Raw genomic sequence first — 6,055 nt, 5'->3', positions numbered from 1 at the left:
CGCCGCCAGCACCTCGCGATCCCCGGCACGACGCCGCCCACCACCCTGCGGACGCGTCGGCGCAGGTGGCACCACCCGCTGGAACAACTCCCACAGCTCGTCCGGAACCAGACGCTCCACCATCGTCACGCCGAAACACTATCGACCACACCAAACGAAACAACTTCTAAGTGGAGGCGTCGCCAAAATCCGGTTCGATCCTCCCGCGGGCCTCCTGCTGCGGACCGCTGCCAGGAGGCCCCGCCTCCACCGTCGACGGGTAGGCCGGTGGCCCCCGGCTGCCCCGCCTGTGTGCGCAAGAATCTCGGGGCCGCTGGGAGCACTTGGCCGTCCGGACCACTGCGTCAGCGACCGCAGAGACGCGCCAGCCCCTGCCGTTGGCTGTGGCGGGAGCGCGAGCGCAGTGCCCGGCACCGTTCCCTGAACTCATCGACATCCCCACCGCGGCGAGCCTGCTCGCGTCGCGCGAACCGATGAACATACGTTCCTATTTCTCGCGGCCACAATCAGACACCTCTGGGCATTCCACGATGAATCCTCCAAAGATGACAACTTTGGAGTGTCAACACGCCGACTGAATTACTTTGGTTGACGACAGTCAATGTGTGATGCATCGTTTCCTGGAGGACTTTAGTTGATGAGGGAGTCCATCAGCCGACGTCACTGGGGGAGCGATGAAGAGGCTGGTCACGATCACGCAGTCAGAGCTGGCAGAACGGCGGGCGCGCCTGCTGCGACTGCACTACGAGCTGAAGCGCATCGGCGTCAACGTGAGGGCCCGCAAGCCGCGCAACGGCCGCTGGAAGCTGAAGGTCCGCAACAAGAGCTGGTCAGAGACCGTCCTGTGCGCGGGCGCCGATGGGGCCTACGCCTACGTGACCGCCCATGGCCGCCTGCTCGGCTCAGCCGATGAGGCCCGGTACGTGGCGCGGCTGCTGGCCTGGATGCTTGAGAGGCGACAGCGGTGAAGTCGATCCAGCGGCCCGGGACGCTGGCCGCGGCTCCCGAATGTGCGGGCTCGCGGCCCGTCCAGAACGAACGGTTCCAGACGGCATCACAGACCGCCGTGGTCAAGGGCGCTGCGGCCACGATCGTCCCCCTGATCGTGGCCCTGGCGGTACTGGGAGCGATGGGATCGTTCACTACCGTCCGCCAGATGGCCGAGCCGCACTTCGGAGGGCTGGCGTGGATCGTGCCGATCGGCATGGACGTCGGAATCTTGATCCTTCTGGCCTGGGATCTGCTCATGGAGTACCTCGACCTGCCCTGGCCGGTGCTGCGATGGGTCGCCTGGGTCTACATCACCGGCACCGTCATGGTGAACGTCAGTGCGGCGCACGGAGACCTCGCCGGCAGCGTCATGAACGCGGCCATGCCGGTCCTGTTCATCACGGTGGTGGAGGGGGTCCGCCATCTGGTGCGGCAGTGGGTAGGGCTCGCATCCTCCGACCGGATGGAGCGAGTGCCGTCGGCCCGCTGGATGCTCGCACCGGTGTCGAGCTTGTTCCTTTGGCGGCGCATGGTCCTCTGGCACATCACCAGCTACCGTCACGGGTTGCACCTGGAGTACCGCCACCTTCTGGCCGTCTCAGAACTGCAGGAGAAGTACGGCCGGTGGTCGTGGCGATGGCAGGCACCCCTGGAGGCACGCCTCGCGCTTCGTTGGCTGCCTGCGGAGGCCGCCGTCGAAAGGAGCGACGGGGAGATACGTCCGCACGACGCGGAGGTCGACGCAGCCGGCGAGGACGAGCTGCTCGCCGTCGCCCGGCAACTTCAGCGAGAAGCCGGCCGGGAGGGTGTTCGACTCACCCGCGACCGGCTCGGACGGCGTCTGCGTGAGCTGGGATTCACCATCGCCAATGAACGCCTGGCAGAGATGGTCGCCGCCGTCCGCGACGAGCCTAGGCGGGTCTCGTCATGACGGTGCCTTCACCGGACCTCACTGATCAAGGCGGCCAGGAAGACGGGCCCCGCCGCCAGCTCGAGATCCTCAAGGGGATCGCTGCCCATGCTGAGACCCGCCTCGTCAGAGGAGACCTCGCATGGAAGGACTGGCTAGAACAGGCGAGCCGACACGGACGCCACGGGTTCACCAACACGTTGCTGATCCCAGCACAAATGTCCTCGGCCACGGACGTCCGCTCCTACGGCGATTGGCAGAAGCAGCAACGACAGGTCCGTCGCGGCGAAACCGGAATCCGCATCATCTCCCAGAAGGGCAGAGCACGAACCGTCTTCGACATCACGCAGACCGACGGCGAGCCCCGCGATGAGCGTGCAACTGATGTTGCCAAGAGCTGGGAACAAGCAGCCCGCCTTGCCGCCGGCCTCGGCTTTTACGCTGACCGAATCCCGGGATGGGCCTACCTCGGACGGCCTGAGCGAAGAATCACCGTCGACTCCAATCTCGACGAAGCCCCTGCGGTCACGTTCCTTGTTCACCAGCTCGCGCACGTGCTCAGGCCCGGTGGTCGAGCCGACGCACCAGGCCCAGACTCGTCCGCGTGCCATGGCGCGCGACGGGCGTACGCCGATTCGGTGGCCTACCTCGTGCTCGCCGAGCTCGGCCTTCCGGTCGCGCACCTGAACTTCCCGTCACCAGCTCTGTGGGCTGGGACGGACGCACGCGCCAACCCAGCCGCCACGATCCGCGCCGTGGGCCGAGAGATCATCCGCACCGGCACCAAGCTCCGACGTCGGTTGGCCGCAAAGCGGCCAAGCCCTGAGCGCGTCCGGAGGACAAGCGCCACGGCGCCCGAGGGTGCTACCAAAGCGCCTGGACGGGCGACGCCTGGGGAAACAGATGCAGCCGCCCCGTCCGAGGCGACGAGAGAACGACTTCTAGCGGCTCTGGCTGATGCTCACCACTTCTACCGGGATGGCCTCGCGGGCAGTTGGAGCACCGACTATCTAGCTGGCCGTGGGGTCGAGCCGGAAGTACAAGAGCGGTGGGAAGTCGGCCACGCTCGCCAGGGGCGCCGCACTCTACTCGACCACTTGAGAAGGCTGGGACATGCCGACCAGATCCTCGTCGAGGCCGGCCTGGTGCGGCGCAGAGACCAAGCGGATCCCTTCGACGTCTTCCGTGATCGCGTCCTGTTCCCCCTCCGCAACCAGGAGGGTGCCGTCGTCGGCTTCATCGGGCGCCGCCGGGATGACGCCGACGGACCCAAGTACCTCAACACACCTGAGACGGTCCTGTTCCGCAAGGGCGAGACCCTGTTCGGGCTTCACGAAGGCCGAAACCGCCTTGCCCCTACCGTGCGCCCCCTAATCGTCGAGGGGCCACTCGATGCGATCGCGGTCAATACCGTCCTTCCGGAGACCTATGTCGCCCTCGCTCCTTGCGGAACGGCCATCACCTCTGCCCAGCTGGATGCGCTTGCAGACGCCGCGAACCTCGACAGTTCCGGGCTGGTCCTCGCGCTCGACGGTGATCCGGCAGGACGAGCCGGCGCGGTACGAGCCTCGCGTGTCCTCAGCCGCATTTCCGGCCCGGTGGAGGTAGCACTCCTCCCACCGAGCAGAGACCCGGCAGATCTCCTGGCTCCCGAAACACGAGCTCCGGTCGGGGAGTCGCTGCTCTCTCCGGTCCCTCTGGCAGACCTAATAATCGACGAGAGCATCGACCGTTTCGGTAAGAACCTCGACTTCGCCGAGACACGCTTGGCCGCCGCACGGGTCGCCGCCCGCGCGATCGCTCAATTGCCCCCAGCCCAGGCCGCCCGCCAGGTGCTACGCGTTGCAGAGCGCACACGCATGGATCCGTCAGAAGTCACGGCCGCCGTTGCCGGTGCCATCAGCCCCGAGCCGCGGCCAACCCCACCGACGGTGGTCGCGGACTTCCCGTCGCCGCCGCTTCCCAACTCCGGTCGTCCAGACGATCCGGTGGTGTCTCGACCAGGACCGCCCGCGTGCCGGGCCCGTTCCGACAACTCCCTTCCCCGGAGGACGACATGAGCCAACAGCATCCCGACCCGATCACCGAGGGTTTCCTGCACGGTGGCCAGCGGCTCGTCCAGATCGTCACTGTCGCCGTGGGCGCGCAGCAGGCACTCGCCCGGCGCACGGAACGGTTACGCGCCGCCGAGCAGGCCCGCGACCTAGCAACCCAGAGCGCAGAGGCGAAAGCACGGCGAGCGGCGCTGGCCGAGGCCGCTTCCCACTGGGCTCGGGCCCACGACCGGAAATGGCTTCGCCAGGCTCCTCTCCTCAACGTGGCCGAGGCATGGGGAGCGGCGGTGCCCTACGCGTCCGATAACGCTTCGGCCGCCACCGCGGTACGCAAATGCGAAGAACGCCTACGCGACCTGCACCCCCACGCGATGAGCCACTACGACCGGTTCCGCGAGAAGGGCATGGAAGCACTCGACGCGATGAAGCAGGCCGCCCCCTTCTTCACCCGTGCTCCGAACGTCCGCACCGGAGACCCGGCGACACCACGCGGTGAGCTGAGGGAAGGCACGGGAGCCGCTTGGGCGGCGACCGAACATGGCCCCGATCGCGGCGAATGGGAGGAGGTCCAGCTGGAACAGCGCGCTCGTCAGATCGCCGAGCGACTCAGCACTGCGCTACGCAGCCAAGGCCGCGAACCCCGCCCTCGGGACCTGCGAACGGTCCTGGAGATCACCACCAACCTCCCCGAGCACATCATCATGAGAGCCATTCCTGACCGCGCCCCGCAGAGCGACGGTGACCGAGGCCCGGCCGCCGAGGACTTCCCGCTCCCGGTCGACGAGGCGCTCGAGATGACTTCGAAGCAGCCCTATGCGGCATCGCCGCCCCGGCGAGCCGACACCCAAACGCCCGATCGCAACCGCCGACGCAATCTCTGAGCGGCTGAAGGGACATGCAATGAACACTCATCTCCCGCCTGGCTCGGTCTTGTGGCTGGCGCTCATCGCTGTGCTGGTCCTGCTCGCCGTCCTTCCGACGCTCATCGCGATTGCCAGGGACGTAGACGACCTCGGGTTCATCGTGGTGCTCAACGTGCTGTGCTGCGCCACGGTCCTCGGATGGCCCGTTGCCCTGATCACCGCACTCCGATGGCCTCCGCGCCGCCGCCCGCAGCGCAGACGGGCCGATGCCCAGTGGCTTTCGCCGCCACGCTCCACACACTCTCGTCACCGGGCACACAGGCGGCCCCCCAATGCCTGAAACACACAATGCCGGCCACATCGAGGGGCCATCAGAGCTCACGGTTACGACCCAGGCCAGGGGCGGCTCACGCTGGTCGCTCGGACGGCGGCTTCGGGCGTCTAGTGTTCCGCTGCTCCTGCTCGGCATCGTCATGCTCACAGGAGCCGCCGCACCCGACCAGGCGGACGCGAACGCCCCGCGAAGCTCATGGACCTGCGGCTACTTCGCACCGATGGCCAAGGCACACATCGATGAGCGCAAGCTCTGTAGCCGAATCCGACGTGAAGTTCTGCACAGCCTCAAGAAGGGCAAGGACCCAGACTGGGAAGACGTAATCCGCGACTCCATACCGAGGCCGCCCGGCCGGCACCCCAGGCCGGAAGGGACTCAGTCGCGCACTCGAGATGTCGCCCGCTCCTACGACCGGGACTGGTTGAGGAAAGCGACGCCACAGCCTGCCCCTTCACCACATCCTCCAAGCCCGAACGCCCAGGCGACAACGCATCAACCGGCGCCTCCGAGGGTACCGCCTGCTTCCCCATTCGGAATGAAGACGCCACCCACGCCGAGCACCGCAACACATGATGACAGCGGCCCCTTGAACGGGCGGAGCCTTGCCGCCTTGGCCCTCGTCCTCATCTCTGGCGTGCTCCTGGCCGCGAGATTCCGCCTGGTCAGAGCTCTGACACGGCACGGAGAATGCTCGATTCCAAGACCGGGACCCAGTGAGCCTGTCACGGCGCCGCAATCACCCCAACTGATTCCGTTGGGGGGCGAGCGGCAAGATCGGCTGCCACTGAACCCCTTCACCGCGGGAGGCCGCGTCCATGGGAGTGGTGTAAGAAAAGGCCACCCCGTGATCCGTTGTGCTAGTTAAGCAGCGATCGCGTTAATTGTCACTTCGGTATCATTGGTG

At 66.8% G+C, this 6,055-nt stretch carries 5 protein-coding genes and 1 pseudogene; 5 read left to right on the top strand and 1 reads right to left on the bottom strand.

What is annotated here, in order from left to right; translation table 11 throughout:
• Positions 1–129, bottom strand: a pseudogene (locus tag E1291_RS38110) (IS5/IS1182 family transposase); the annotation flags it as partial.
• A gap of 545 nt (positions 130–674) precedes the next feature.
• Here E1291_RS38110 and E1291_RS38105 point away from each other — a divergent pair.
• From E1291_RS38105 to E1291_RS45295, 5 genes are read left to right on the top strand one after another with little or no spacing between them, the layout of a single operon-like run.
• Positions 675–968, top strand: coding sequence for a hypothetical protein (locus tag E1291_RS38105; RefSeq protein ID WP_131742906.1), 294 nt, complete (start codon positions 675–677; stop codon positions 966–968).
• Complete coding sequence (locus E1291_RS38100) at positions 965–1,921, top strand: DUF2637 domain-containing protein (RefSeq protein ID WP_131742905.1); 957 nt, start codon at positions 965–967, stop codon at positions 1,919–1,921. Before E1291_RS38105 ends, E1291_RS38100 begins: the two co-directional genes overlap by 4 nt.
• Positions 1,918–3,960: a toprim domain-containing protein gene (locus E1291_RS38095; RefSeq protein ID WP_131742904.1), complete on the top strand. Its 2,043-nt coding sequence runs from the start codon at positions 1,918–1,920 to the stop codon at positions 3,958–3,960. Before E1291_RS38100 ends, E1291_RS38095 begins: the two co-directional genes overlap by 4 nt.
• Positions 3,957–4,835, top strand: a complete 879-nt coding sequence (locus E1291_RS38090) for a hypothetical protein (protein WP_131742903.1) — start codon at positions 3,957–3,959, stop codon at positions 4,833–4,835. Before E1291_RS38095 ends, E1291_RS38090 begins: the two co-directional genes overlap by 4 nt.
• Complete coding sequence (locus E1291_RS45295) at positions 4,768–5,157, top strand: superinfection immunity protein (RefSeq protein ID WP_131742902.1); 390 nt, start codon at positions 4,768–4,770, stop codon at positions 5,155–5,157. Before E1291_RS38090 ends, E1291_RS45295 begins: the two co-directional genes overlap by 68 nt.
• Positions 5,158–6,055: the final 898 nt, after the last annotated feature.

This window comes from Actinomadura roseirufa (assembly GCF_900659635.1).
GTDB lineage: Bacteria > Actinomycetota > Actinomycetes > Streptosporangiales > Streptosporangiaceae > Spirillospora > Spirillospora roseirufa.
This window is presented reverse-complemented; position numbering and strand designations above follow the sequence as displayed.